The 24,808-nt window shown below is 69.2% G+C and carries 26 protein-coding genes, 1 tRNA gene and 1 riboswitch; of the genes, 25 read left to right on the forward strand and 2 right to left on the reverse strand.

Annotated elements, in window-relative coordinates:
- Positions 1-3: 3 nt before the first annotated feature.
- The 13 genes from A6048_RS07290 (at position 4) to A6048_RS07345 (ending at position 10,128) form a co-directional block, all read left to right on the forward strand.
- The gene (locus A6048_RS07290) at positions 4-762 is read left to right on the forward strand and encodes a pseudouridine synthase (protein ID WP_107749237.1); all 759 of its coding nucleotides are present in this window, start codon (positions 4-6) and stop codon (positions 760-762) included.
- Complete coding sequence (gene cmk / locus A6048_RS07295; RefSeq protein WP_107749236.1) at positions 759-1,493, forward strand: (d)CMP kinase; 735 nt, start codon at positions 759-761, stop codon at positions 1,491-1,493. Before A6048_RS07290 ends, cmk begins: the two co-directional genes overlap by 4 nt.
- Positions 1,490-2,947 (forward strand): ribosome biogenesis GTPase Der, encoded by a 1,458-nt coding sequence (gene der / locus A6048_RS07300; RefSeq protein ID WP_107749235.1) that lies wholly within the window; start codon positions 1,490-1,492, stop codon positions 2,945-2,947. Before cmk ends, der begins: the two co-directional genes overlap by 4 nt.
- A 71-nt stretch (positions 2,948-3,018) precedes the next feature.
- A tRNA-Pro gene (locus A6048_RS07305) sits at positions 3,019-3,092 on the forward strand.
- A gap of 221 nt (positions 3,093-3,313) precedes the next feature.
- Positions 3,314-3,436 carry a hypothetical protein gene (locus tag A6048_RS18775; protein ID WP_268817333.1) on the forward strand — a complete coding sequence of 41 codons (123 nt, stop codon included), beginning with the start codon at positions 3,314-3,316 and terminating at the stop codon, positions 3,434-3,436.
- A 280-nt stretch (positions 3,437-3,716) separates the two neighbouring features.
- Positions 3,717-4,202: a hypothetical protein gene (locus A6048_RS18480; protein ID WP_159110418.1), complete on the forward strand. Its 486-nt coding sequence runs from the start codon at positions 3,717-3,719 to the stop codon at positions 4,200-4,202.
- Between the two features lie 116 nt (positions 4,203-4,318).
- Complete coding sequence (locus tag A6048_RS07315; protein ID WP_107749234.1) at positions 4,319-5,071, forward strand: alpha/beta hydrolase family protein; 753 nt, start codon at positions 4,319-4,321, stop codon at positions 5,069-5,071.
- Between the two features lie 130 nt (positions 5,072-5,201).
- A complete protein-coding gene (locus A6048_RS07320; protein WP_107749233.1) occupies positions 5,202-5,828 on the forward strand; it encodes a DUF4178 domain-containing protein in 627 nt (208 codons plus the stop codon).
- Complete coding sequence (locus tag A6048_RS07325) at positions 5,825-6,400, forward strand: DUF2617 family protein (protein ID WP_159110419.1); 576 nt, start codon at positions 5,825-5,827, stop codon at positions 6,398-6,400. Before A6048_RS07320 ends, A6048_RS07325 begins: the two co-directional genes overlap by 4 nt.
- On the forward strand, positions 6,397-6,816 hold the full coding sequence (locus A6048_RS07330; protein ID WP_107749231.1) for a DUF4247 domain-containing protein: 420 nt from the start codon (positions 6,397-6,399) through the stop codon (positions 6,814-6,816). The genes A6048_RS07325 and A6048_RS07330 overlap by 4 nt, the downstream gene beginning before the upstream one ends.
- Positions 6,817-6,905: 89 nt before the next feature.
- The gene (locus tag A6048_RS07335) at positions 6,906-7,346 is read left to right on the forward strand and encodes a DUF350 domain-containing protein (protein WP_107749230.1); all 441 of its coding nucleotides are present in this window, start codon (positions 6,906-6,908) and stop codon (positions 7,344-7,346) included.
- Positions 7,347-7,359: 13 nt separating this feature from the next.
- Entirely contained in the window at positions 7,360-8,970 is a 1,611-nt protein-coding gene (locus tag A6048_RS07340; RefSeq protein ID WP_107749229.1) for a polyamine aminopropyltransferase, read from the forward strand.
- A 54-nt stretch (positions 8,971-9,024) separates the two neighbouring features.
- Positions 9,025-10,128, forward strand: coding sequence for an ATP-binding protein (locus A6048_RS07345; protein WP_107749228.1), 1,104 nt, complete (start codon positions 9,025-9,027; stop codon positions 10,126-10,128).
- A 59-nt stretch (positions 10,129-10,187) separates the two neighbouring features.
- On the opposite strand, the gene A6048_RS07350 is transcribed toward A6048_RS07345, so the two are convergent.
- Both A6048_RS07350 and A6048_RS07355 read right to left on the reverse strand, forming a co-directional pair.
- Positions 10,188-10,802, reverse strand: a complete 615-nt coding sequence (locus A6048_RS07350; protein WP_107749227.1) for a hypothetical protein — start codon at positions 10,800-10,802, stop codon at positions 10,188-10,190.
- Between the two features lie 151 nt (positions 10,803-10,953).
- A complete protein-coding gene (locus tag A6048_RS07355) occupies positions 10,954-11,538 on the reverse strand; it encodes a TetR/AcrR family transcriptional regulator (RefSeq protein ID WP_107749226.1) in 585 nt (194 codons plus the stop codon).
- A gap of 94 nt (positions 11,539-11,632) precedes the next feature.
- Between A6048_RS07355 and A6048_RS07360 the strand changes: the two genes are divergently transcribed.
- From A6048_RS07360 to A6048_RS07415, 12 genes are all read left to right on the forward strand, one after another.
- A complete protein-coding gene (locus A6048_RS07360; RefSeq protein WP_107749225.1) occupies positions 11,633-12,013 on the forward strand; it encodes a DUF1304 domain-containing protein in 381 nt (126 codons plus the stop codon).
- A gap of 66 nt (positions 12,014-12,079) precedes the next feature.
- Complete coding sequence (locus tag A6048_RS07365) at positions 12,080-13,117, forward strand: NADP-dependent oxidoreductase (protein ID WP_107749224.1); 1,038 nt, start codon at positions 12,080-12,082, stop codon at positions 13,115-13,117.
- A gap of 128 nt (positions 13,118-13,245) precedes the next feature.
- Entirely contained in the window at positions 13,246-14,394 is a 1,149-nt protein-coding gene (locus tag A6048_RS07370; RefSeq protein ID WP_107749223.1) for a hypothetical protein, read from the forward strand.
- Between the two features lie 89 nt (positions 14,395-14,483).
- Positions 14,484-16,781, forward strand: a complete 2,298-nt coding sequence (gene secA2 / locus A6048_RS07375) for an accessory Sec system translocase SecA2 (protein WP_107749222.1) — start codon at positions 14,484-14,486, stop codon at positions 16,779-16,781.
- Positions 16,778-17,542, forward strand: a complete 765-nt coding sequence (locus A6048_RS07380) for a CDP-alcohol phosphatidyltransferase family protein (RefSeq protein ID WP_107749221.1) — start codon at positions 16,778-16,780, stop codon at positions 17,540-17,542. Before secA2 ends, A6048_RS07380 begins: the two co-directional genes overlap by 4 nt.
- Before the next feature lie 48 nt (positions 17,543-17,590).
- Positions 17,591-17,995, forward strand: coding sequence for a glycine cleavage system protein GcvH (gene gcvH / locus A6048_RS07385; RefSeq protein WP_107749220.1), 405 nt, complete (start codon positions 17,591-17,593; stop codon positions 17,993-17,995).
- Between the two features lie 120 nt (positions 17,996-18,115).
- Positions 18,116-18,535: an oxoglutarate dehydrogenase inhibitor Odhl gene (gene odhI / locus A6048_RS07390; RefSeq protein ID WP_200837448.1), complete on the forward strand. Its 420-nt coding sequence runs from the start codon at positions 18,116-18,118 to the stop codon at positions 18,533-18,535.
- Positions 18,532-19,266 (forward strand): transcriptional regulator FtsR, encoded by a 735-nt coding sequence (ftsR, locus tag A6048_RS07395; protein ID WP_107749218.1) that lies wholly within the window; start codon positions 18,532-18,534, stop codon positions 19,264-19,266. The genes odhI and ftsR overlap by 4 nt, the downstream gene beginning before the upstream one ends.
- A 69-nt stretch (positions 19,267-19,335) precedes the next feature.
- Entirely contained in the window at positions 19,336-19,836 is a 501-nt protein-coding gene (locus A6048_RS07400; RefSeq protein ID WP_107749254.1) for a bifunctional nuclease family protein, read from the forward strand.
- A gap of 249 nt (positions 19,837-20,085) precedes the next feature.
- Entirely contained in the window at positions 20,086-20,727 is a 642-nt protein-coding gene (locus A6048_RS07405; RefSeq protein ID WP_107749217.1) for a MerR family transcriptional regulator, read from the forward strand.
- 34 nt (positions 20,728-20,761) lie between these two features.
- A riboswitch (glycine riboswitch) is annotated at positions 20,762-20,858 on the forward strand.
- 176 nt (positions 20,859-21,034) lie between these two features.
- On the forward strand, positions 21,035-23,929 hold the full coding sequence (gene gcvP, locus A6048_RS07410) for an aminomethyl-transferring glycine dehydrogenase (protein ID WP_107749216.1): 2,895 nt from the start codon (positions 21,035-21,037) through the stop codon (positions 23,927-23,929).
- 48 nt (positions 23,930-23,977) lie between these two features.
- A complete protein-coding gene (locus A6048_RS07415) occupies positions 23,978-24,805 on the forward strand; it encodes an 8-oxoguanine DNA glycosylase OGG fold protein (protein ID WP_107749215.1) in 828 nt (275 codons plus the stop codon).
- The last annotated feature ends 3 nt before the right edge of the window (positions 24,806-24,808 follow it).

Genomic DNA, 24,808 nt, shown 5'->3' on the forward strand with positions numbered 1-24,808 from the left:
CTCATGACTGAGTCCGCTGGCCGAGACGGCTCACCGGTCCGCCTCCAGAAGATCCTGGCCCAGGCCGGGATCGCCTCCCGCAGGGCCTCGGAGGACCTCATCGCCCGAGGGCGGGTCGAGGTGAACGGGAAGATCGTGCGCGAGATGGGCGTCAAGGTCGATCCCACCACGGCGGTGATCCGCGTGGACGGTACCCGGATCGTCCTCGACGACGACCTGGTCTACCTGGCGCTGAACAAGCCCCGCGGGTACCACACCACGATGTCCGATGACATGGGCCGGCCGTGCGTGGGTGACCTGGTCGCCGACCGCGTGGACGCCGGTCAGCGGCTCTTCCACGTGGGCCGCCTGGACGCCGACACCGAGGGACTGCTGCTGGTGACGAACGACGGCGAGCTCTCGCACCGTCTGATGCACCCGTCCTACGAGGTGTCCAAGACCTACATGGCCACCGTGACGGGAGTCGTCGGCAAGGGCGTCGGCAGGAAGCTGCGCGACGGGGTCGAGCTGGAGGACGGCCCGGCCAAGGTCGACCAGTTCGCGATCGTCGATGTCCACGAGGGGCGCTCGCTGGTCAAGGTGGTGCTCCACGAGGGCCGCAAGCACATCGTCCGCCGTCTCCTCGACGAGGTCGGGTACCCCGTCGAATCGCTGGTTCGGATCCGGTTCGGCGCCGTCGCCCTGGGCGACCAGCGCGCGGGGAGCTTCCGCAAGCTCAACCGCAAAGAGGTCTCGGACCTCTACTCGGCGGTGGGCCTGTGAGCGCGCCGACCGGGTACAGCAGCGCCCCCCGGCGCCGGATCGCGATCGATGGTCCCGCCGGCACCGGCAAGTCCACACTCGCCCGCACGCTCGCGGAACGGCTCGGCGGCGCCTACCTCGACACCGGCGCGATGTACCGGGTGGCCACCCTGCAGGTCCTGCGCGCCGGGATCGACCCGGAGGACGCCACCGCAGTGATCGCCACCTCCGCCGACCTGCCGATGGAGATCGGCACCGACGCCGGCTCCGAGCGGATCCTGCTCGCCGGTGAGGACGTGAGCGACGAGATCCGCACCGCCCGCGTCACCGCCAGCGTCTCGGCGGTCTCCGCCGTTCCGGAGGTCCGGGTCAACCTGGTCGGCCTGCAGCGGCGCCTGGCATCCGGTGGCGGAACCGTGGTCCTCGAGGGCCGCGACATAGGCACCGTGGTTCTCCCCGACGCCGAGGTGAAGGTCTACCTCACCGCGAGCCCGGAGATCCGGGCCCGCCGCCGCACCGAACAAGATCGCCTCGCCGGACGTGACGCCGACTACGACGAGGTGCTGGCGGCCGTGATCGAGCGCGACCGCAAGGACTCCACCCGCGCCGCGAGCCCGCTCCGGCCCGCTGATGACGCGGTCGTCATCGACACCTCAGATCTCACCCTCGACGAGGTGCTCGACCGACTGGTCGCACTCGCAGAGGGCGCCGACGCGTCGCACGGCGACGCCGCAGAAGGGAACGCACAATGACCAGTAACGAGGACTTCGATCTACCCACGGGCCCCGTCGAGGAGACTATCGAGGACGCCTGGAACGACGACACGGACTGGGACGCCGTGGCCGAGGAATGGGCCGAGGAGATCGGCGCCGAGGTCGACGGGGTGGAGATCCTGCCCACCGTCGCCATCGTGGGACGACCCAACGTGGGCAAGTCCACACTGGTCAACCGCATCATCGGCCGCCGCGAGGCCGTCGTGGAGGACGTCCCCGGCGTGACCCGGGACCGCGTGTCCTACGAGGCCCTGTGGAACGGCCGGACCTTCATGGTGCAGGACACCGGTGGATGGGAGCAGGACGCCAAGGGCATGCACCGCTCCATCGCGCAGCAGGCCGAGATCGCCATGGGCACCGCCGACCTCATCGTCCTGGTGTGCGACGGGAACGTGGGCATCACCTCTGCGGACGAGACGGTGGCCAAGAGCCTGCGCCGCTCGGGCACCCCCGTGATCCTGGCGGTCAACAAGGTGGACAGCGAGAAGGCGGAACTGCAGTCAGCCGAATTCTGGGGGTTGGGCCTGGACCAGCCCTACGCCATCTCCGCCGCGCACGGCCGCGGCACCGCCGATCTGCTCGACGAGATCCTGCGCCGGTTGCCCTCCAAGGCCCGGATGCGCGAGACGACCGACGCCCCCCGACGGGTTGCGCTGGTCGGCAAGCCCAACGTCGGCAAGTCGAGCCTGCTCAACAAGCTCACCGGGGAGGAGCGGTCGGTGGTCGACAACGTCGCCGGCACCACCGTCGATCCCGTGGACTCGCTCGTCGACCTCGGCGGCAAGACGTGGCGCTTCGTGGACACCGCCGGTCTGCGGCGGAAAGTCAACCAGGCGTACGGGCACGAGTACTACGCCTCGCTCCGCACCCGCGGCGCCATCGAGGCCGCCGAGGTCGTGGTACTCCTGCTGGACGCCTCCGAACCGATCACCGAGCAGGACCTGCGTGTCATCTCGATGGTCGCCGATGCCGGTCGTGCGCTGGTGATCGCCTTCAACAAGTGGGACCTCGTGGACGAGGACCGCAGGTACGACCTGGACAAGGAGATCGACCGGGAACTGTCCAAGATTCTCACCTGGGCGTACCGCGTGAACATCTCGGCCACCACGGGCCGCGCCCTGGCCAAGCTGGTGCCGGCGATGGAGGGCGCACTCGACTCGTGGGACAAGCGCATCCCCACCGGTCCGCTCAACACGTGGATGAGCGAGGTCGTGGCCGCCACCCCGCCACCGATGCGGGGCGGGAAGCTGCCCAGGATCCGTTTCTGCACGCAGGCCACCACCCGGCCCCCCACGTTCGTGTTCTTCTCCACCGGATTCCTGGAGGCGGGCTACCGGCGATTCCTGGAGCGGCGCCTGCGCGAGACCTTCGGCTTCGACGGCTCTCCCGTGCGCGTGAACGTTCGCGTCAAGGAGCGTCGACAGCGCAAGTGACCAGGCGATTGGAGTGCTGTGACAGGCGTGCGCTAGTCTGATCCAGTCGCCGCGCGAGACGCGGTGGCGGGCGGGCTGTGGCGCAGCTTGGTAGCGCACTTGACTGGGGGTCAAGGGGTCGCAGGTTCGAATCCTGTCAGCCCGACGCCAGCGCAGGGGCGGTGTCCCGTAAGGGAGACCGCCCCTGCGTCATTTCCCTTCCCTGCGTCATTTCCCGCCCCTGAGACGTCTCCCGACCCGGCGGATAGCCCGGCGAGGCCCCCGAGGGTGCCCGATGGCGCGATCACCTCACCGGGGAGATCGGACTGCTCCGCGACCCCGGCACGGAGCGTGCACTGGGCAGGGCACGCTACGAGCGCCCCCGCTATGGCACGCTTCGAGACAGCGGCGATCCTCCGCCGCGACGACGTGACCGAGCAGTTCTCGGTCATCGACATCTGCAACCAGGTTTTCCTCATGTCACGCGTGGTGTGGTATCTCGGGGGTTGATTGACGAGTGATGATGGTCCGGTCTTTTCGCTACAGTCGCGCCGCTGGGTCGGTCGTGGTCGCGCTCTCCGCGTTCCTCGTCGGATGCTCGGGTGATTCTGCCTCGACCGACGAACCCGCGGCATCCTCGTCGCCGTCACCGGTTGCTGCCGACAGCTCAGCGGCAGAGAGCGCTGACGAGCGGTATGGGAGCTTCGATGCCGTCGAGGCGTCAGGCGAAGGCGAGGCGGTCGTTCCTCTACCCCCCGAAGTCGCAGACGCGGATGGCGGAATCGTCCGGATGACCTATGAGGGAACCGAACCACTAGTTCTGTGGAGTCTTGATGCCGAGGGCGAGAAACAGATGATCCTCATCGACGGCGTGATCGAAGCGAACACCGCCGACCGGGGGACCTTTGACGGCGAGTCGATGTGGTGGCCGGCGAATCCCGCTCCGCACGGGCTCGAGGTCGAGGGGGACGGCGTGTGGGAGCTCTCGGTGGTGCCGGTGTCGTCGGCCCCGCCGCTGGCGAGCGAGGGACGAGGCACGCGGGTCTTTCTGTACGACGGGGAGGGCGGACCGATGACGGGGAGCCGAGCAGACACCGCTGTCGGGATGGCGGTCACTGAGTTCTCCCTCCCTCGCTCGGGCGGGACGCCGAGAAACGTGGTGACCACCCCGAGCGCTGATGCCGGGTTCGTCCTCGATCTGGCTCCCGGGCCCTCGGTGCTCATCGTGTCGCACCGTGACGCGTGGTCGATAGACCTCACGGACGAGGACCGCTAGACGACGGGGAGATACGGTGCCGAGACCCGTCGCGACGGCCACGAAGTGACCCTCATAGGCCGGGGTCGGCGCGGGTGCCTTGACCCGGCGACTCCGCTGCGGGTGTGATGGCGGGTATGGCCGAGAGCATTCGTTTCACCAGTACCAAGGGCTTCGAGCTCGCCGGCGTGCTGGACTCGCCCGTGGGCGGGCTGCGCGGATGGGGACTGTTCGTGCACGGATTCACACTCGGCAAGGATTCCCCCGCGGCGTCCCGCATCTCGCGGAGCCTGGCAGCGGAGGGGATCGGGATGCTGCGCCACGACGCTCTCGGCATCGGGGACTCCGACGGTGACCTCGGCGACGGGTCCTTCACGACCAAGGTCGCCGACACGGTGCTGGCCGCGCAGTTCATGACCGACAGGGGGACCCCGCCGGATCTGATCGTCGGCCATTCGTGGGGCGGGGCTGCGGCGATCCTGGCGGCGCAACAGGTGCCGAGCGTCAGGGCTGTGGTCACCATCGGGGCCCCCTCCGAGCCCGCCGATGTGGAGCGGCACTACGACGCGATCGTCGGCGAGGTCCTGGAGGAGGGCAGCGGCACCTGGTCGATCGGTGGCCGGGAGATGACGCTGAAGCGGGAATTCGTCGAGGACGTGCGCCGCGCGGACCTCATCGGCCACGTCCGCACCCTCGATCGGCCCCTACTGGTGATCCATTCGCCGACCGATGCGACGGTGGCGATAGACAACGCCGCACACATCTTCCAGGCGGCGCTCCACCCCCGCAGCTTCGTCTCGCTGGAGGGCTCGGATCACTTCCTCACCGTGGATGGCCAGGCGGAGCGCGCGGCGAAGATCATCAGCGCCTGGGCCGACCAGTACCTCTGACCCGGACATCGGGCCGCGACCTCGTGGTGAGGCACAGGAACGACCATCCTCTGGGTTAGCCTTGCGTCCGGAAGCGCACGGGCCCGACGGGCCCGTCGGGCAGTGGGACTTCGATGAGGGGTGAGGCGGGGTGGGAGAACTACTCATCGTGATCGGTGTGGTGGTCGTGGTGATCGCGGGGATCGGGATCGCCCTCAAGATGTCGAGGACGCGCAGGCCCGACTCCAGCGGGCACCGACGTGACCCTCTCGCCGCAGATCAACCCGTGCACGGCTTCGGGCCACGCAACCTCGGACCCGGTGCGATCGTCGCCTATGGCGGTATCGACTTCGTGGTCCGCGGCACCATCACCCTCCGGCAGGGATCCTTCGTGTGGTGGGAGCACCTCCTCGACGGCGGCGACGGCGCACAGTGGCTCGGGGTCGAGGAGGAGGAGGGCCAACTCGAGCTGACCTGGTGGACCACCAGGAAGGGGCTCGGGGTGGGTCCGCAGGCCGAGGTGGTCGTCGACGACCGAGTCCACCGCGAGGACGAGTCCGGCGAGGCCGAGTACTCGTGCGAGGGGACCACCGGGCTGCCCGAGCGGGGTCGGATGCGGTACCGCGACTACCAGACCGGCGATGGCAGCTCTCTCCTGTCCTTCGAGGACTGGGACGGCGCCGGGTGGGAGGTCTCGACCGGTCGGCCGCTGTCTCCCGGCGAGTTCACCGTCTACCCGGCTCCGCCCGCCCCCGGCGCTCACGGGTACACCCCGTGACCCTGTACCGACTCGACCTCGAACCGGACGACGTGGCGGCGTCCTCCCTCGGGTACCGCGTCGACACGGAGCCGGCACCCCAGTCGCTCGTCACCGCGCTCCTCGAGCACCCGCAGCACTCCGCCGCTCTACGGTTGTCGATCCTCGGAGCGTCCCACGCGGTCACCCTGGTGGTCGACGGACGGGACACCGTGACGGAAGAGGTCTCCTGTCGAGCGTCCACCTCTGGTGAAGGGTTGCCCTCGACGAGCGCGCTGCACCTGGGGCCGTGGGGCTCCCACCACCTCCGGGGAGCCGTCGAGACGCTGCCGCCCGAGGCATTCACGATGGTGGTGGCCCGGTTGACCGCACTCGGAGACACCGGGCCCGAAGTTCTCGCGGGACGCTTCCCCGGTGCCGAGGGCGCGCTGACCGTCGTGTCGGCGGCCGCGGATCCGGCCGGGTGGCAGTGGTGCACGTGGCACCTCTACCCGGCGATCGACGCCACCGGTGCGGCAGCCGGTGGCGAGGTCGTGACCACCGTGTCCCGGCTCGAATTGGCGCTCGCCCGTGCGCTGACGGAGGCATCGTGAACCGGTACCGGGGGTGGATCATCGCCCTGATCGGCGGGGTCATGGCGATCCTGCTCGGACTCGTCCTGGTGTCCGCCGGCACCAATGCGGTGCGGTACGTCCGGGAGAACTACACGCCGGTGGCGAACGACTCGAACACCTTCGAGTGCCGTGGGGACAAGGCTGCCACCGTCGCGGACATCTCGGCGCACGAGCGCCCGGATGCGAACGGTCAGCAGGACCAGACCGAGTTCCTGCGGTACGGAGACGACGTGATCCTCGTCGGGCCCTCGGGAGCGATGACGTGTCGGGTCCAGCTCGACGAGAACTCCCGGGCGCTGCGATCCGGCGGGTTCCTGTTCCTCGGAGGCGCCTTCGGGCCGAGGAGTCCGGCGAGTTCCTCGGGTGGGAGCTCCGGCGGTTTCGGCGCCAAATGACACTCCCGAACGGCCCAAATGACACTCCCGAACGGCCCAGAGGGCACTGACACGACCGGCCCTGAGGGCCCCTACCCGAAGGAGACACGGTGAACTCGGCCGACCACATCCCCAACCTGCTCGACGGCATCGGAGTATCCCTGGCGTACTTCGGGGTCGGTGCCCTGGTGCTGGCCGCCGGTTTCGTCGTGCTCGATCTGCTCACCCCGGGCAGTCTGCGGCACCACGTATTCGTCGATCACCGGCCCAACGCCGCGGCCCTCCACGCGGCCTCGGCCCTGGCGCTGGCGATCATCGTCGTCACCGTGATGGTGAACGCCTCGGACGCGCTCGTGTGGGGGCTGGTCGACGTCGTCGTGTACGGGCTCCTGGGTGTCGTGTTCCAGGCCGTCACGCTGGTGATACTCGAACTCGCCGTGCCGGGCCGCTTCCGCGACCTGGTCGCCTCGCCCACGTTCAGCACCGCCTCGCTCGCCGTCGCGGCGACCCTCGTCGCCGTTGCCGCGGTCAACGCCGCCGCCATTGCCTGAGGAGCGGGGCGGAATGCCGCCGGCCGCCGAGAAGTCCGACACCGTCGCCACCGCGCGGATCCCGACCGGGCGGTGGTGGCGCCCGGTGGTCCTGGCCTCGGTGGCCGCGTGCGCGGCCTGCGGCCTCATCTACGAGCTGGCGCTGCTCACCCTCGCGACGACGGTCCTGGGCGGGGGGATCGTCGCGACGAGTCTCATCGTGGCCGGATTCGTGGCCGCTCTCGGACTCGGCGCACTGCTGGCCAAGCCCTTCGTCGACCGCGCGGCATCGACGTTCGTCTGGGTCGAGGGCGCGCTGGGGCTCGTCGGAGGGGTCTCGGCGACCTTGCTGTACGTCGCCTTCACCACCCTGGGGTCGCAGACCGGCTCCCTGGTGGTCCTCGTCCTGGCCACCGCGGCGATCGGTGCCCTCGTCGGAGCGGAAGTGCCGTTGCTCATGGCGCTACTGCAGGCCGGCCGACTGAGCGGGGCCGAGGAGACAGGCCGGACCCTGGCGAACCTCAACGCCGCCGACTATCTCGGGGCGGTCGTGGGCGGACTGCTCTGGCCGTTCCTCCTCCTGCCGACAATGGGGATGCAGCAGGCGGCGGCCGTCACCGGGCTCGTCAACATCGCCGCCGCCGCGATCCTCCTGGCACTGGTCCTGCGTCACTTCCTCACCCGCGCGCGAGCGGTCGCCGCGGGCCTGGTCCTCGCTCTCGTCGCCGCCCTTCTCGCCTCACTCCTCGTGGCCGTCGACGACGTGACGGAGTGGTCCCGGGCCCGCCTGTATCCGGACCCCGTGATCGCGCACACGCAGTCGGCGTACCAGGAGATCGTCGTCACCAGAGCGAAGTACAACGGCCGCACGGATCGCCGCCTCTACCTCGACGGCACCCTCCAGTACTCGAGTCTCGACGAGTACCGGTACACCGAGTCGCTGGTCCTCCCGGCCGTCGCCGGCCGACCGAGCGACGTTCTGGTCCTGGGCGGCGGCGACGGACTGGCGGCCCGGGACCTTCTCGGCGTTCCCGGAATCCGTCGGGTGGTGCAGGTGGAACTCGACCCCGCGGTCCTGCGGATCGCGAGGACGCACCTGCGTGCGGACAACGAGGGCGCGCTGGAGGACCCGAGGGTGGACGTCGTCGTCGACGACGCGTTCGCCTGGCTCCGCAGGGGTGGCGACGGCGCGGTTCCCGTCGGTGGGTTCGGGGCCGTTCTCGTGGACCTGCCAGACCCCAGGAATCCCGCGCTGTCCCGCCTCTACTCGCAGGAGTTCTACGGCCTGGTCCGGCAGGTGGTCCGGGACGACGGCCTCATGGTGGTCCAGTCCGGCAGTCCGTACTCCACCCCGCACCAGTACTGGCGAACCGTGTCGACCGTACGGTCCGCCGGGTGGGGCACGACCCCCTACCACGTCCACGTCCCGACGTTCGGTGACTGGGGTTTCGTCCTCGCGTCGAAGGACGGGACGCCACCGGGCCTGCGGTTGCGGACCGACGTCGACGACCTCCGGTACCTCGACGCAGGTGTTCTGGGGACCGCCACCGAGTTCGGTCGTGACGTGGCACCGATGGATCTCGAGCCCTCGACGCTGGACAGGCCGAGGATTCTCGACGACACCCGCCGGGGTTTCGAACGCTGACCGGTCGCCCGATCCGCGGGTTAGTGTGAGAAACCAATCGAATGGAGGCGACGAATGACCGGGCTCTCGATCGGTACCGACGTCGATGTCCCGGGGGAGTCCGTGACCATCGACGCCCGACGGTTCAACCGTCACACCTTCTGGTGCGGCCAGAGCGGCAGCGGTAAGACCTACGCCCTGGGCGTGGTTCTCGAGCAGTTGCTCCTACACACCGAGCTGCCGATGCTCATCCTGGACCCCAATGCGGACTTCGTGCGCCTGCCCGAGGCCCGCGAGAGTGCGGGTGAGGCCGATGCCGCGCGGCTGGCCGAGACCGACATCCGGGTCTTCCGCTCGTCGAAAGGGCGCGGTGAGCCGCTGCACGCCCGGTACACGGACCTGTCCCCGGCGTCCAAGGCCGCTCTGCTCCAGCTCGACCCGATCGCGGACGCGGAGGAGTACAACGTGCTCCTGCGTACCGACGTCCGCGCCGAGAACTTCGACTCGGTGGAAGCGGTCGCGACGCTCCGGGCCTCGACCGACCCCGGTGAGGTCCGGCTGTCCTACCGGATGGAGAACCTGCAGGTGCTCGAATGGGATCTGTGGTCCAGGGGGGCCGGTTCCGTCGTCGACGTGATCGATCAGCGCCCGCGTGCCACCGTGATGGATCTCGGCGGCTTCACCCACCCGGCCGAGTCCAAGGTCGCGGCGTTGGCGGTCCTGGAGCACCTGTGGACGCGGCGCGAGGGCCGCGAGCCGATCCTCATCGTGATCGACGAGGCGCACAACATCTGCCCGCCGGACCCCACGACCGACGTCGAGCGCGCGCTGACCCGTCAACTGGTGCAGATCGCCGCCGAGGGTCGGAAGTTCGGGCTGTGGTTGCTGCTGTCGACCCAGCGTCCCAACAAGATCCACCCGAACGTGCTCTCGCAGTGCGACAACCTGGGGCTCATGCGCGTCAACTCGCCGCGGGACCTGGTGGAGTTGGCAGAGGTCTTCGGCTTCGCCGGTGAGGACCAGATCCGCCGATCGGCCTCGTTCGTCCAGGGGCAGGCGTTGTTCGCCGGAGGCTTCGTGTCCGAACCGACGTTCGTCCAGATGGGTCGACGGATCACCGAGGAGTCGGGCGGGGACGTGTCGGTCCCGTTGCGCGGCGACAGGTCGCTGCAGAGGTAGTTCCCGGTGGCGAACCGCGACCGGCTCGCGGACCTCCTGGGGCGGCACACCCGAGCGTGTCAGTCGGGGACGCGACGGGCGAGGTATGCCGAACCCCGAGGGGAGAGCTCGTAGCCCTCGGGCAGGCTTCGTGTGAGTCCGAGGTCTTTGAGCTTGCGGACGTTGCGCTTGAAGACGGCTCTGTCCATGCCGCCGTCCGTGTCGCCGTCCGTGTCGCCGTCCATGCTGCCGCGCAGTGACTCGGCGGTCCGACCGGGATATTCCTCGATGAGGCGAAGCGTGCGGAGCGTCCACGTGCCGTGGCGACTGCTCTGATCGAACCGCGCGAGGCGTCGATCGATCTCGGCGCAGTCCTCGTCCGTGAGTGAGTCGTCGTTGCCGAGCTGTACGCGCAGGTCGGGCCCCGCCGATGCCAGCTCGATCATGAAAATGGGATCGTCCGGCTCACCCCGGAGGGTGTTGACGAGTTCCGCCACGGATGCCGCTCCCGCTGCGGTGGCGTGCTGCTCCGTGATGTCGTGCATGGCGACCAGTGAGACCTCGCCCACTCTCACCACGCCGGCCGAGCCGCGGAAGGTGTGGCCGCTCCGTACGCGTGGCTTCTTCCACCGTCGGAACGCGAGCGTGATATGCCCTGCGGCAACACCGGCGGCCACGCGGCCGGTGAGAATCACGAGAGATCTCCTGCACCGGCACCGCGCAGTCGTGACTCCCGGATCGACATGAGCACACGCTACTGCCGAACCGGCCATCGGTATCGTCTCCACGAACGTGCCCGCGGTCGGCAGTCGTGTGAGCGAGGTCGGGTTGTCCCCGCACCGGTCGTCAGGTGTGGTGATCGAGCAGTTGAACTGCGGTGTCGATGCACTGCAGTGCGGCAGCGTTGTCGACGCGGGTGAGTGCGAAGGCCGCGACGATCATCGCAGTGCAGGCGTCGGCGAGACGGGCGTTGGCGTTCGGGTCGTGCCCGGGCCGATGGGCGGCGACGCCGCGGCCGATGGCCGCGCGCAGTTCCTCGCGATACGCGGCGACGGTCTCACGTACCGCCGCGTCCCGCGCGATCGGAGCGTTCGCCGAATTGATGAGAAGGCACCCGTTCGCGGATGCCGACGAGTCGGCGTTGAGGAACGCACTGCGCAGTCTGCCGAGGTACTCGACGATCGCGTCGGGGGCGACAGGGGACGCGGTGAACGGCAGTAGCAGTGGGCGGATGACCTCATCGAGGTAGCTGTCGACTGCCGCGTCGAAGAGGCCACGCTTGCTCCCGAACGCGTTGTAGATGCTCGAGCGGTTCAGGCCGGTGGCGCTCTCGAGAGCCGGGATCGCCGTGTCCTCGTAGCCCGTCTCCCAGAAGACCTGGCGTGCGCAGCGAACGGCCGCAGCGGTGTCGAAGCTCTGTGCGCGACCCATGATCGGCCTCCTTTTGTGAAACAGTCAGTCTAGTATATATTGAAACGATCAGTTCAGAAACGTCCGGTCCCCATCTATCCAACGAGGTCTCATCATGCTCACCCTCTCTCTTGTCCTCGCCGCCCTCGCGGCGCTGGTACACGTCGTCATATTCGTCCTCGAGTCCCTCATGTGGACGAGTGCCCGTGCCCGCCGGGTCTTCGGACTGAGCCTCGACGAGGCGCGGAACACGCAGCAGCTCGCCTTCAATCAGGGCTTCTACAACCTCTTCCTCGCGATCGTCGCGGTGGTCGGAATCGTGTGTGTCCTGGTCGGTTCTGTTCCGGTGGGGGCCGCGTTGCTGTTCGCCGGTGCCGGTTCCATGGCCGCGGCCGCCCTCGTCCTGTTCTTCTCCGCGCCCGACAAGCGGGGGGCGGCCCTCAAGCAGGGCGTGCTCCCGCTGCTCTCGGTACTCGCGCTCGCGATCGCTCTCTAGCGGTCTGCGCCGTGACCTGCTCCCCGCCCAGCCACCCGCTCCCACACCACATCAGGAAGTAGAACCATGACTGACGTCACCAGCACCGCCACCAGCACCCAGATCCAGCTCGCCGCGCGCCCCACGGGGTGGCCGACGCACGAGGACTTCCGCACCACCACGGTCACCTACGGGCCACCGGAGCCGGGCCAGGTCCGGGTCTCGAACCTCTATGTCTCCGTCGACCCCTACATGCGGGGTCGCATGAACGACGTGCGTAGCTACACCGCCCCCTACGCGCTCGGGGAGACGATCACCGGCGGCGCGATCGGCCGCGTCACGGCCTCCACCGACGAGTCGATCCCCGTCGGCAGCGTCGTTCTGCACCAGCTCGGCTGGTCGGATCTCGTCCAGGCGGACGCCTCGGGCTTCACCGTGGTGCCCGAGCTCGACGGCGCACCGCTCTCGTTGTACCTCGGCATCCTCGGAATGACGGGATTGACCGGCTACGTGGGACTCACTGCGATCGCCGGCCTGGAGCCCGGCGACACGGTCTTCATCTCCGGTGCCGCCGGCGCGGTCGGGACCGCGGCGGGACAGATCGCGCGCCTCCTGGGCGCCGGCCGCGTCATCGGGTCGGCGGGATCGCCCGAGAAGGTGCGGCTGCTCACCGAGAAGTACGGCTTCGACGCCGCGCTCGACTACAAGGAGGCGCCGGTGCGCGAACAGCTCGGCGCACTGGCCCCGGGGGGAATCGACGTGTACTTCGACAACGTCGGTGGCGATCACCTCGAAGCAGCGCTCGACGTGATGAACGACGGCGGACGCATCGCCCTGTGCGGGGCGATCGCGAGCTACAACTCGACAGGCCGGGCACCCGGCCCGGACAACATGGCCAACATCATCACCCGGGGCCTCACGCTCAAGGGATTCACACTCGGCGGCCACCTCCACCTCGGGGCCGAGTTCACCGAGGCGATGACGACGTGGTTCACCGCCGGAGAGATCGCCTACGACGAGACCGTCGTCGACGGCATCGAGCACACTGTCGACGCGTTCCTCGACATGATGCGCGGCGCCAACACCGGGAAGATGGTCGTGCGGATCACGCCTGAGCAGGAATAGCACGAGGTGGCACGTCGGCCGGTGCGCGCTCGAGGTGAGCGGGGCCGCGTGTACTCGCCGAAAGGGGCATCATGGCAGCATGAAGTCCATCGGCGGTGATCGCCGGAGTGGGGGAGAGGTGCACGGGTATGACCAGTCACGATCAGGACGGTGACGGCCGGGACGCCCGGGCCCGCCTGATCCACCACGTCGACGATCTGTGCGCGGGCACGGCCCCCTCGGGCCTCGGAGAACTCTCCGATCGGGCCGCGTTGCTGGTCGCCTGCGGCCTCGTCGAGCCGCGGATCACCGACGTCGTCCTCACCCGCCTCCACCGCAACCTGCCTTTCCCGACCGTCGGCGGCTTCCACCAGGTAAGGGTCATCGAGGAACAGCGCCACGACCTCAGGCGAATCCTCGGAACCCCGGTCCCGTCGGTTCTCCGGATGGCTCTGCGCACCAGGTTGGCCGATCTCGACCGGAAGTACCTCGTCCTGCGCACCGGGTTCACCCGTGGGGCCGGTGTGTTCGCGTTCCGCATCAAGGACATCCGCGTCGACCGCAGGCGCGGGATCCATCTGGACACCGATGACCGCGGTCGACTCTTTGACGCGCTGGCCTCCACGCCCACGATGGCGCCGGTCCCGATGGTGCCCAGGACGATGACCGAGCTGGGCACGGTGGCAGCCGCACTCGGCCAACGGGAGATGGGGCGGGTCGTCCTACCCCATCGGGTCCAGGCGGTGGTGGAGTCCCTCCCCTCACTGCCGCAGATCCGGGCGGATCGCCGGCGTATCCCCGAGATGTACACGGCGCTTCTCATGGAGGTCGGCGGGCTGTACGACCGACTGATCCGGGCATACGTGCGCGGGGGACGGGCCGTGGAGGAGATCCGGCTCCAGTTCGATGCGGAGACCGAGGTGGTGGGGCTCTCGGGAGACCTCTGTCGTCTGCGCGAGACGGCGGCCATGCCGGGTGTCCCTCCCGCGCGTGACGGGTTCACCACTCTGACCGGTATGGGCGTCGCGATCGACGAGGTCTGGGCCGAGGTGGTCGAACGGGCGGTCGCGTTCCGCGAACTGGTGGAATCCGTGGAGACCCGGGCCGACGCCGCGGTATCCGAGGCCGCGCGCCTCGACGACATCGCCCGGGACTACGGGGTGCGACCTCCGTCCACTGCTCACGCACCCAGCCCCGCGGACCTCACGGCCGAGCACCTGGCCGCCCGCGCCGGTGACAGGATGCTCTCGACCGAGGCCATGCGCCGGCTGCGAGGACAGATCGACCCGCACGGCTGACTCCGCGAGCAGCGGGGTGGGCCGCCGATCGCGTCAACGCCTGCGTACGGTGGCATCAACTGATCTGTAGACCGGGAAGGACTCCACGCGTGGGATTCGCCAACCGCTTCTGGAAGCTGATGGGCTCCACCCAGGGCCGGGACACCTCGCGCGCGCAGAGCGCGGTCGAGGCATCCCATGGATTCGACGAGTGGGCCTCGGAGATGGACGACGGCGAGTTCGCGGACGCCGCCCACGGCCTGCAGCTCTTCGGCGAGTCCACCGAGGACCTCGCTCGATTCCTGGCTCTGGCCAGGGAGGCCGCGAGCCGGGCCGTCGGCCTGCGCCCGTTCGACGTACAGCTCCAGGGTGCGCTGAGAATGTTCGCCGGGGACGTGGTGGAGATGGCGACCGGTGAGGGCAAGACCCTCTCTGGCGCAGTGGCGGCGGCAGGCTATGCACTGCAGGGTCACACCGTCCACGTCATCTCCGTCAACGACTATCTCGCTGCCCGTGACGCGCGCTGGATGGGGCCGATGTTCGAGCTCCTGGGACTGACCGTGGGCCATGTCACCGAGTCGTCGACCCGCGAGGAGCGTCGCGCCGCCTACGCCTGCGACGTCACCTACGGGTCCGTCTCCGAGATCGGTTTCGACGTCCTGCGGGAGCAACTCGTCACCGACCCGGCGGACCTCATCGCACCGACCACGGACGTCGCGCTCGTCGACGAGGCGGACTCCGTGCTCGTGGACGAGGCGCTGGTGCCCCTGGTGCTCGCCGGGTCCACCTCCGGAGAGGCGCCCACCGGGGAGATCCTCTCCGCGGTCCGGAAACTGCGACCGGGCCGCCACTACGAGACCGACTCCGAGCGGCGCAACATCTTCCTCACCGACGATGGAGCCGAGGCGATCGAGGGCGAGCTCGGGATCCCCGACCTCTACGACGCGGAGCATGTCGCCACGACGCTGGTGCAGGTCAATGTCGCACTCCACGCCTGCTACCTGCTCAGGCGGGACGTGGACTACATCGTCCGTGACGGGCGGGTCCAGCTGGTCAACGCCTCGCGTGGTCGCGTGGCCGAACTCCAACGCTGGCCGGACGGACTGCAGGCGGCCGTCGAGGCCAAGGAGGGGGTCGCGGTCTCCGAGGCGGGACAGATCCTCGACAGCATCACCGTCCAGGCGTTCATCGGCAGATACGACCGGGTGTGCGGGATGACGGGAACGGCACTCGCCGCCGGCGCGCAGCTGCGCGAGTTCTACTCACTGGGCGTGTCCCAGATCGATTCGAACGCCCCCTGCGTCCGATTCGACGAGGCCGACCGGACCTACATCGACGGCGACAGCAAGACCCGCGCCGTGGTCGAGCACATCGCCGCGGTCCACTCGACCGGTCAACCGGTGCTCGTCGGGACCCACGATGTCGCCGAGTCGGAGGAGCTCGCCGCCCGCCTCTTCGAGAAGGGCGTGGACTGCGTGGTGCTCAACGCCAAGAACGACGAGGAGGAGGCGGCCATCATCGCCGAGGCAGGGGACGTGGGCAACGTCACCGTCTCCACCCAGATGGCGGGGCGCGGCACGGACATCCGGCTGGGTGGCTCCGACGAATCCCGCCGCGACGAGGTCGTCGAACTCGGTGGACTGCACGTGGTGGGGACGGGTCGACACCGGACGGAGAGACTCGACAACCAGCTCCGCGGCCGCGCCGGACGCCAGGGAGACCCCGGCAGCTCGGTGTTCTTCGCCGCGATGGACGACCCGGTGGTCACCTCGGCGCTGGAACCGGACAAGATCCCCGGCGCGCACGACAGGATCAGCGGATTGATCAAGGGCAACCGTGGCCGTGACGCGGTCGACCACGCCCAGCGGGTCACCGAGGGCCAGATGCTCGCCATCCACTCCAACACCTGGCGGTACAGCAGGCTTCTCGCCGAACAGCGCGACATCCTGGCCGAACGCCGGGCGGCGCTGCTGGTCACGGAGAAGGCGTTCGAGGAGCTCACCGCACACGATCCCGAACGGAGTGCCGAGCTCGTCGAGACACACGGCCGTGATGCCGTGGTGCAGGGGTGCCGCGACATCACACTGTGGCACCTCGACCGGGGCTGGGCCCGCCACCTCGAGACGATGAACGACGTCCGCGAGTCGATCCACCTCCGGGCCCTGGGACGAGAGAACCCTCTCGACGAGTTCCACCGGATCGCGATCGACCATTTCAGAGACCTCGCCTCGGATGCGGTCCGCGAGTCCGAGACCACCTTCGCGGAGATCGAGTTCACCGATTCGGGGGTGGACCTGGTGGCCAACGCGATGGCGCGGCCCACCTCGACGTGGACCTACATGGTCCACGACAACCCGATGGCCGCGGGTGGAAACGTCTTCTCCGGGATGATGACGACCTTCCGATGAGTGCGGCGCGGGAGGGCAGGCGTGAGACCGATCTGCGGGAATGGCGGACCGGAGAGGGCAAGGTCCTCGGCGCGCGCATCCCGCAACCTCGCGACGGTCACCTCTCCGCCGCGGTGCCACCCGGCCTCGGGTACGAGACGCCGCCGCGTGACCCCGAGGTCAGTGACAGGTTCTGGACGCTTCCCAACGCCATCTCGCTGGCGCGCATCGCACTGATCCCGGTGCTCGTGGTGAGCATCCTGGTCTGGGACGACCCGCCCCTGGCGCTGTGGCTCCTCGGGGCGCTGGTCGTGTCCGACTGGCTCGACGGCAAGATCGCACGACTCTGGAACATGCGGTCGACCTGGGGCGAGCGCCTCGACCCCCTCGCCGACCGCATCCTGGTGGCCGCCGTGCCGGTGTCCTTCGCCGTGGCCGGATACGTACCCGTCTGGGTGGTGGTTGTTCTCCTGGTGAGGGACGCGCTGCTGGTGGGGACCCTGCCGGTGTACCGCCGACGAGGGATCGAGCCCGAGGTCACCTACCTGGGCAAAGCCGCCACCTTCGCGCTGTTCTGGTCCCTTCCCCTGCTCCTCGCGGGGTTCGCGGGGGTCCCCGGTGGGGAGGGGTTCCAGGTCCTCGGTGAGGCGTGCTTGTACTGGGGGGTGGGCCTCTACTCGTGGAGCGGCGCGATCTACCTGTGGCAGGCCTGGAAGATCGCCCGCTCCGTCCCTCCGGGCCGCGCCCGATCTACTGCAGTGGGGTCGTCTGGCGGTGTGTAATGTCGCCAGTTGTAAACCCTAAGTGGGCCACGCGAGAAGGGCACGTCAGTGAGCGACCAGAACATCCCCGACCAGCTCCGGTACACCGACGAGCACGAGTGGGTGGAGCGGGTGTCCGACACGCGCGTTCGCATCGGTATCACCGAGTACGCGCAGTCCAAGCTGGGTGACATCGTCTTTGTGCAGCTTCCGGACGTGGGCGGCGAGACGGAGTCGGGCGAGCCGTTCGGCGAGGTCGAGTCACCCAAGAGCGTCTCCGACCTGTACGCGCCGCTCAGCGGGAAGGTCGTCGAGGTCAACACCGCCCTCGAGACGTCGCCCGAGCTCGTCAACTCGGATCCGTACGGTGAGGGGTGGATCGTCGTCCTCGAGATCTCGGACGTCGACGACCTGGAAGCGCAGCTCGAGCAGACGCTGGACTCAGAGGGATACGCCAAGATCACGGAGGGCTGAGGAGTAGGGGCCGCCCCCGGCCCCGCGGCCGGACAGTCCGACATAGAATCTCAAGCACCGCATGGTGAGCCCCTCGTTGGGCTCGGACGAGGAGAGACGAACGTGACCGAGAACAAGAACATGCCCGAGGCGACCGCCGAGACCACCTCGGTGTTCCGTGCGGAGCTTCTCAACGAGTCCGATCAGCAGGCGGCTCAGTCCGAGCCCGCCGTCACCGGTATCGAGGGTCTTCCCGAGGGGCAGGCGCTCCTGGTGGTCAAGCGTGGGCCCAACGCCGGCTCCCGGTTCCTCCTGGACCAGGCGACCACATCGGCCGGCCGGCACCCGGACAGCGACATCTTCCTGGATGACGTCACCGTGAGCCGTCGTCACGCGGAGTTCCGGAGCGAGGGCGGGACCTTCAACGTGGTCGACGTCGGTTCCCTGAACGGCACGTACGTCAACCGCGAGCCCGTGGACTCCGCGTCGCTGTCGAACGGTGACGAGGTACAGATCGGCAAGTTCCGGCTCGTCTTCCTGACGGGTACGCCCGGGCAGTGACGGCCGCCGGACACGGCGCCGCTGAGGAGAGGCACCTCTCCATCGGCGGCGTCATCGCACTCCTGAGTCCGGATTTCCCGGACCTCACGGTGTCGAAGGTCCGGTTCCTCGAGAACGAAGGCCTGGTCACGCCCGAGCGGACCGCCAGCGGATACCGCCGGTTCAGCGTCGAGGACCGTGAGCGGCTGCGCTACGTGCTCACGGCGCAGCGGGACCGGTACCTGCCCCTCAAGGTGATCCGCGACGAGCTGGAGGCGCTGGATTCAGCTATCGCGGACGGGTCCACCACCGCTCTGCTCCCGCGGCACGGAGCCGATGGTGTCCCGGGTTCGACCCCGGACGACTTCCGCAGCGACACCGTCCTGCGGCTGACCCGTGAGAACGTCGTCGAGCAGTCGGGGGTGGCGGCGGAGCTGGTCGATTCCCTCGTGGACGCCGGGCTCATCGTGGCGGGTGCCGGTGGTTTCTACGACCCGGAGGCGGTGTTGGTCGCGCGGACCGCGCACGACCTCGCCGCCCACGGGGTGGACGTTCGCCATCTTCGCGGTTTCCGGACCGCTGCGGATCGGCAGACCGGTCTCATCACGCAGATCGCCGGCCCGGTGGCACGGCAGGGCGACGCGGACGCCCGAGACCGGGCGGCCGAGCTGGCCCGGGAGATCGCGGCGCTGTCGGTGGCTCTGCATTCCACGCTCGTCACGGTGGCCGTCCGGCACGCGCTGGAGTCCTGACGCGAGCACCCCGGGACGGATCGGGGCTAGGCTGGACCCGTGGGAGAGGCGGAGGACATGGGAAAGAACATGCGAGAGGTGAACGTCGTCGGCATCCGATTCGAGGAGCCGGAGTACGCACCAGTATTGATCCTGCACGAGAAGGACGGGGGACGGTACGTCCCGATCTGGATCGGCGCGTCCGAAGCCGCCGCGATCAGTCTCCAGCAACAGGGAGTGCAACCGGGGCGGCCACTGACGCACGATCTGGTGGCGACCCTTCTCGAGACCTTCGCGCACCCGCTCGAGCAGGTGGAGATCGTGGGAGTGTCCGAGGGGACGTTCATCGCCGAGCTGGTCTTCGAGGGTAAGCGGGTCTCCGCCCGCCCGTCGGATGCGGTGGCGGTCGCGCTGAGGACCTCGTCCCCGGTCCTGGTCAGCCGTGAGGTGCTCGACGAGGTCGGGATCTCGCTCGTGGAGCAGGGCGAGGAGGAGGTCGAGGCCTTCCGTGAGTTCCTCGACCAGGTGAGCCCGGATGATTTCCTGGGCGGTGGGGACGCGCCTCAGGAACCCGGCGGCCCCACTCCGTGACCGCTGTGACCAGGTAGTTCGGCACTCACTGCAGTCACTTCAGCACCAGTTGGCAGGTCGCGGCAAGGTCTCAAGTTCAACTTGAGGTTGAGGTTTGCCGCGTGTCCTATTGATCGCGGACCCTCGCGGGCCTAGCGTTGCCCTCAGTGAACTACACCGATGGTGTTCACACGTTCAGGATCCGGACCGCAGAGTCCGGTACCGTGTCGCCGCGACAGCGGCGACACCCCACAGCTTGAGGGAGCAATCGTGGCCGACCACACCCGTGATCCGGAGTCGTCCTCCACCGGTACGCGCACGGAGGGTCTCTTCGGAGGCGACGTCGAGGCCACCCAGGCCACGTTCGACGAGGTGCAGCCGGGACTGTTCCCCGATGACGGCATCCCGGACGGGACCAGTGGGTACCGCGTCCCGATCGCATGTCAGATCGCCGGCATCACCTACCGGCAGCTCGACTACTGGGCCCGCACCGATCTGGTGGTGCCGTCGATCCGCAACGCGGCCGGCTCCGGTAGTCAACGTCTGTACTCGTTCAAGGACATCCTCGTCCTCAAGATCGTCAAGCAGCTGCTGGACACCGGGATCTCTCTCCAGAACATCCGGAAGGCGGTGGATCAGATCCGCTCCCGTGGGGTGAAGGACCTGGCCACCATCACGCTCTTCTCCGACGGCCGCACGGTGTTCGAGTGCACGTCGAAGGAGGAGGTGTTCGACCTCCTGCAGGGCGGACAGGGGGTCTTCGGCATCGGGATCGGCGGAGCGATGCGGGAGCTCGCCGGATCTATCGCGGAGTTCCCTGCTGAGACAGTCTCGGCGGAGGACATCATCGAGCCCCTCGAGGACGAGTTGGCGGCCCGTCGGCGCGCCCGCGCCTCGCGGCGTACGGGCTGATCCGGGGGAGTCGTCTAGACTCGGCGGTGCGTTCACGCGACTCACGGGAGAGTTCCGCGGCATCTGCCGCGGGCGCCGAAGGAGCAACTCCTCTCCGAGAATCTCTCAGGCACCCGGACCGTGCAGTCGTCTAACGCCTCTGGAGAGCGGTGGAACAGACCACCCGCCCACGGGGAAAGCAGGGCCCACCGGCGGGCCCCGTGAATCTCTCAGGCGCCGGCATCCGCCGGTTGGGGACAGAGCGGAGAGGGTAGCACCGGCCCGCAGGCCGCCCGTCCGGGGCGGCCCCGCCCTTCGAGGAGCACCTGTGACGACGACCCCGCACACCGCCCGGACCGGAGGCGAGTTCGTCGCCCGCCATCTGGGACCCGACGCCGACGGACTCGCCCACATACTGGAGACCATCGACGTGAGCTCCCTCGACGAGCTCGCCGAACGCGCCTTCCCGTCGGTCATCCTCGACGAGGTGGGTCCCGATGGCCGGGCCGCCGGGATCGACGCGCTTCCCGAACCCCTGTCGGAGGCCGACACGCTCGCGGCGCTGCGCGTGCTCGCCGATCAGAACGAGGTCGCGATCTCGATGATCGGGCAGGGGTACTACGACACGCTCACCCCGGCCGTGATCCGCCGCAACGTCGTCGAGAGCCCCGCCTGGTACACGGGATACACGCCCTACCAGCCGGAGATCAGCCAGGGTCGCCTCGAGGCGCTGCTCAACTTCCAGACCATGGTCGCCGACCTCACCGGCATGGACATGGCCAACGCGTCCATGCTCGACGAGGGGACCGCGGCAGCCGAGGCCATGACGATGCTCCGCCGGGCCAACCGGTCCTCGAAGAGTCCGCGCTTCGCAGTCGACACTGACGTCTTCGGCCAGACGGCCGCCATCCTGGCCACGCGGGCCGAGCCGCTCGGCATCGAGATCGTCACCGCCAACCTGATCGACGACGGGTTGCCGGAGGGCGACTTCTTCGGCGCACTCGTGCAGACGCCCGGCGCCTCGGGCCGTGTCGCCGACGTCGCGGGGCTGATCGACCAGTGCCACGATCGGGGAGTCCTGGTTGCGGCGGGCGTCGACCTGCTCGCGGCGACCGTCCTCACCCCGGCCGGGGAGAAGGGCGCGGACGCCTGCTTCGGCTCGTCCCAGCGTTTCGGTGTCCCGATGGGCTTCGGTGGCCCCCATGCCGGCTTCCTCGCGTGCCGCACGGCGCACGCCCGTAACCTCCCGGGCCGCCTCGTGGGCGTGTCCACGGACGCCGACGGCCGGCCGGCCTACCGGCTGGCGCTGCAGACCCGCGAGCAGCACATCCGCCGCGACAAGGCCACGTCCAACATCTGCACCGCACAGGTCCTGCTCGCGGTGGTCGCCGCGATGTACGCCTCGTACCACGGCGCGGAGGGCCTGGCGGCGATCGCCCGGCGCGTGCACTCCCATGCCGCCGTCCTGGCCGACGGCCTCGTCGCCGCGGGTGTCCAGGTCGTCCACGCCGACTTCTTCGACACCGTCCTGGCCAGGGTGCCCGGCCGCGCCACCGAGGTGCTCGCCGCCGCCGCCGAGCGGGGGGTGAACCTGTGGAAGGTCGACGACGACCACGTGTCCGTCTCCTGCGACGAGGCCACCACCGGGGACCACCTCGCGCTCGTCCTCGAGGCGTTCGGTGGCTCTGTCGCGGACATCGCGGACGCCGGGCAACTGGAGATCCTCGTCGATCCCGCCTACGGCGACCGGACCTCGAGCTTTCTGCAGCACGAGGCGTTCGTCAGGTACCGGACCGAGACCGCGATGCTGCGCTACCTGCGTGCCCTCGCGGACAAGGACCTGGCGCTGGACCGCACGATGATCCCACTGGGCTCCTGCACGATGAAGCTCAACGCGACCACGGAGATGGAGCCCATCACGTGGCCGGAGTTCGCCGGACTCCACCCCTTCGCACCGGTCGAGCAGACCCGCGGGATCCGCCGGCTCGTGGGCGACGTCGAGCAGTGGCTCGTCGACATCACCGGCTACGCCGCGGTGAGCCTGCAGCCCAACGCGGGCAGTCAGGGGGAGTACGCGGGACTGCTGGCGATCCGGCAGTACCACCGCTCCCGGGGCGACGAGGACCGCAGGGTGTGCCTCATCCCGTCGTCGGCGCACGGAACCAACGCCGCGTCCGCGGTGATGGCGGGGATGAAGGTCGTCGTCGTGGGGTGCCGACCCAACGGTGACGTGGACGTCGACGACCTCCGGGAGAAGGTCGACCGGCACGCCGCCGAGCTGTCGGCGATCATGATCACCTACCCGTCGACCCACGGGGTGTACGAGCACGACATCGAGGAGATCTGCGCGATCGTCCACGATGCCGGCGGCCAGGTCTACATCGACGGCGCCAACCTCAACGCGCTCGTGGGGGTCGCCCGCCCTGGCCGGTTCGGTGGCGACGTGAGCCATCTCAACCTGCACAAGACCTTCTGCATCCCGCACGGCGGCGGCGGACCCGGCGTCGGCCCGGTCGCGGTGGCCGAGCACCTGCGAGAGTTCCTGCCCGGCCACCCGTACGAGGAGGGCCTCGGATCGGGCGCGGTGGTCTCGGCGGCCGCGTTCGGGTCCGCCTCGATCCTGCCCATCACGTGGGCCTATGTCCGCATGATGGGTGCGGACGGGCTGCGTCGCGCCACCCTCACGGCGATCGCGAGCGCCAACTACCTGGCCCGGCGGATCGGGCAGCATTTCCCGGTGCTCTATTCCGGGGACGGCGGGTGGGTGGCCCACGAGTGCATCCTCGACTTCCGGCCGCTCATCGATTCGGTGGGGATCTCCATCGACGACGTGGCCAAGCGGCTGGCGGACTACGGTTTCCACGCGCCCACGATGAGCTTCCCGGTGCCCAACACCCTCATGGTGGAGCCGACCGAGAGCGAGGATCTCGCCGAGCTGGACGCGTTCTGCGACGCGATGGCCGCGATCCGCGCCGAGATCGACCGGGTCGCGGCAGGGGAGTGGACCGTCGAGGACAATCCACTGCGCGGCGCGCCCCACACCGCGGAGAGCGTCTCGGCCGACGAGTGGGAGCACGCCTACCCTCGTAGCCTGGCGGGGTACCCGCTGGGGTCCACCTGGCGCCCCAAGGTCTGGCCCGCGGTGCGACGCATCGACGGCGCGTACGGCGACCGCAACCTGGTGTGTTCCTGCCCGCCGTTGGAGGCGTTCGCCGAGGACTGAGCCGGCGGGGGACCGGCGTTGTCGTACCCACGTGACACCGTGCGGGGCATGACGACGACCGGTTCCCGTCCCGTTCCAGATCTACCCTCGTCCTGCCTCACGTGGTGTCGCGCCCAGCCTCCGGCACTCCTGGTGGCGGACGAGTACGTGGAGATCGACCTCGACCTGTGGAACCTCAGGCTGGCGGAGCGACGTGTGGACCTCCGGCTGGTCGCCGGTGGCCCGGACGGCGGACGGGTGGAGTCCGGTTCCGGGTATCTCCGCAGGAGCGACCTGTGGGCGGCGGGCCGCAGGGCGCGTGGCAGTCTCGAGGAGTCGGTGGTCGCGCTCTACATGTGTGCGGCCTGGCTGGCCGGCCACCCGCAGCGATCGGGTGTGCGCAGGGGCCTTCCGGATTTCCGGGTGGCGGAGCGTGATCGCTCCGCGTGGCGCTCGGTGTCCTCCCACGGATATCCACTGGTCCTGCACGAGGTGGCGGACTGGCTCGACGCCCCGGCGGAGGCCATGAACCTGCTGCGCAACGGCGCTCCCTACGGCAGGGCCGGCAGGGGGGTACCCGACCTCGGGTTCCCTCTCGCCTCGCTCTATCTGTCGTCCCTGGGCATGGCGTGGTCGGAGCAGAGCATCGTTCCCGTCGATTCGGCCGGAATCGGCACGCTGGTCCACGCGGGCTGGACGGAGATCGAGTCGCTCGGTCGGATGACGCCGCGCCGGTATCAGCGGTATCTGGACGTGATCTCCGCGTGGGCGGACGAGGCGGCGGTCGACCCGCTCGTGGTCGAGATGTGGCTCGTGCGCGACTGGTATGACCGGCGCTCGGCGGTCGCGCCCTCGGGGTCGTCCGCGGGCAGCCCACCCGGAAGTCGCCCGCGGTGATCG

Source organism: Dietzia psychralcaliphila (assembly GCF_003096095.1).
Taxonomy (GTDB): Bacteria; Actinomycetota; Actinomycetes; order Mycobacteriales; family Mycobacteriaceae; genus Dietzia; species Dietzia psychralcaliphila.

Excerpts from the sequence above, each read along its gene's own strand:
- A6048_RS07345 (WP_107749228.1), top strand. The coding sequence starts at position 9,025 with ATGACCGGGCTCTCGATCGGTACCGACGTCGATGTCCCGGGGGAGTCC.
- A6048_RS07315 (WP_107749234.1), top strand. The coding sequence starts at position 4,319 with ATGGCCGAGAGCATTCGTTTCACCAGTACCAAGGGCTTCGAGCTCGCC.
- A6048_RS18775 (WP_268817333.1), top strand. The coding sequence starts at position 3,314 with ATGGCACGCTTCGAGACAGCGGCGATCCTCCGCCGCGACGACGTGACC.
- A6048_RS18480 (WP_159110418.1), top strand. The coding sequence starts at position 3,717 with ATGACCTATGAGGGAACCGAACCACTAGTTCTGTGGAGTCTTGATGCC.
- A6048_RS07370 (WP_107749223.1), top strand. The coding sequence starts at position 13,246 with ATGACCAGTCACGATCAGGACGGTGACGGCCGGGACGCCCGGGCCCGC.
- A6048_RS07360 (WP_107749225.1), top strand. The coding sequence starts at position 11,633 with ATGCTCACCCTCTCTCTTGTCCTCGCCGCCCTCGCGGCGCTGGTACAC.
- A6048_RS07290 (WP_107749237.1), top strand. The coding sequence starts at position 4 with ATGACTGAGTCCGCTGGCCGAGACGGCTCACCGGTCCGCCTCCAGAAG.
- der (WP_107749235.1), top strand. The coding sequence starts at position 1,490 with ATGACCAGTAACGAGGACTTCGATCTACCCACGGGCCCCGTCGAGGAG.
- A6048_RS07400 (WP_107749254.1), top strand. The coding sequence starts at position 19,336 with ATGCGAGAGGTGAACGTCGTCGGCATCCGATTCGAGGAGCCGGAGTAC.
- A6048_RS07380 (WP_107749221.1), top strand. The coding sequence starts at position 16,778 with ATGAGTGCGGCGCGGGAGGGCAGGCGTGAGACCGATCTGCGGGAATGG.
- A6048_RS07355 (WP_107749226.1), bottom strand. The coding sequence starts at position 11,538 with ATGGGTCGCGCACAGAGCTTCGACACCGCTGCGGCCGTTCGCTGCGCA.
- odhI (WP_200837448.1), top strand. The coding sequence starts at position 18,116 with ATGCCCGAGGCGACCGCCGAGACCACCTCGGTGTTCCGTGCGGAGCTT.
- A6048_RS07340 (WP_107749229.1), top strand. The coding sequence starts at position 7,360 with ATGCCGCCGGCCGCCGAGAAGTCCGACACCGTCGCCACCGCGCGGATC.
- A6048_RS07365 (WP_107749224.1), top strand. The coding sequence starts at position 12,080 with ATGACTGACGTCACCAGCACCGCCACCAGCACCCAGATCCAGCTCGCC.
- A6048_RS07415 (WP_107749215.1), top strand. The coding sequence starts at position 23,978 with ATGACGACGACCGGTTCCCGTCCCGTTCCAGATCTACCCTCGTCCTGC.